Genomic DNA, 1,096 nt, shown 5'->3' with positions numbered 1-1,096 from the left:
GCGGGGTGGCTGGACGTCAGGTGGGCGTAAACGACAGTGTTGTCCAGGTACTCCCGGGTGGCCCGGTCATAGCCGCCGCAGGTGATCAGGCGGACCTCGGGGCGGTCCGCGTTCCGGTATACCTCGATCGTGGGGAAGGTGGCTTTGTGGTAGACATCGACTTTGTCCACGGTGAAGACCGCGGCGGTGTGGTCGGCCCGGGTGACGGTGATGGTCTGCCCCGGGGTGAGTTCGTGGAGCCGGTAGAACAGGCCGATGTCGCTGTTGGTGGCGTTGACGTGGCCGAGGACGACCGCGGAGCCTGTCTGGCCCGGGGTCGGTGAGTCCTGGTACCAGCCCCCGGGTGACCCCGGGTCCCCGGACGGGGTCTGGACTTCGCCGTTGGCTTGCTTGCCCAGCGGGGTCAGGGGCGCGTCAACGGCGATGGAAGGGACTTCCACCCGGACCGGCACCGAGGCGGGCAAAGCCGCGTCCGGTGGGGCCGGAACAGCCGCGGAAGGCGCGATGGGCGGCGTCGTTGTGGCAAGCGGGTCCGGGGACGGTGCGGCGGCGGGGGCCGGAAGGGACACGCTGCTTGTTGGCCCCGGGTCGGGTGGTTCGGCGTGGAGGCCGAGGCCAATGGTGGTGATCCCGCCGGCGAGGAGCAGCGCGGCCGCCGCGGACGCGATGGTGCGTCCGCGGCGGCTGCTGTTTTCAGTTCCCATCAGGTCCCTGCTTGTTTCCTGTGCCTTCTCAGGCTCTAGGCTGCCAGCTTGCGGCGGAGGGCGTACGCGCCGCCGGCTGCCAGGACGAGGCCGCCGCCTGCGGCGAGCAGGCCCAGGTCAGGGCTGGCCGGGGCGGGGTTGGTGATGCCGGTGCCGGGGGCCCCGGCCGGCATGGCCTTCACCGGACCGCACAAGGCCGGTGAGGTAGCGGCCAGAGGCAGGGAGGGGACCAGGTCACTGGGTTCCTTCTGCGCGGCGGCGGACAGGGTGGCCGGGTCCAGGCCATGGACGACCACGACGGCGGTACCGGCCTTGAGCGAGTCGGCGGTCTTCGCGTCCAGGGTGAAGGTCCGGTTGTAGGTGTAGGAGGCGCCCATGCCGGCGACCTTCAG

The 1,096-nt window shown here is 71.2% G+C and carries 1 protein-coding gene and 1 pseudogene; both read right to left on the bottom strand.

Annotation, left to right across the window (positions count from 1 at the left end; genetic code table 11):
* A partial coding sequence (locus LF262_RS16825; protein ID WP_235781559.1) for a class F sortase occupies positions 1-704 on the bottom strand: 704 nt, incomplete at its 3' end.
* Positions 705-739: 35 nt separating this feature from the next.
* Positions 740-1,096, bottom strand: a pseudogene (locus tag LF262_RS16820) (hypothetical protein); the annotation flags it as partial.

The organism is Sinomonas notoginsengisoli (genome assembly GCF_021554725.1).
GTDB classification, from domain to species: Bacteria; Actinomycetota; Actinomycetes; order Actinomycetales; family Micrococcaceae; genus Sinomonas; species Sinomonas notoginsengisoli.
The sequence above is the reverse complement of the archived record's forward strand: the minus strand, read 5'-3'. Positions and strand labels throughout refer to the sequence as shown.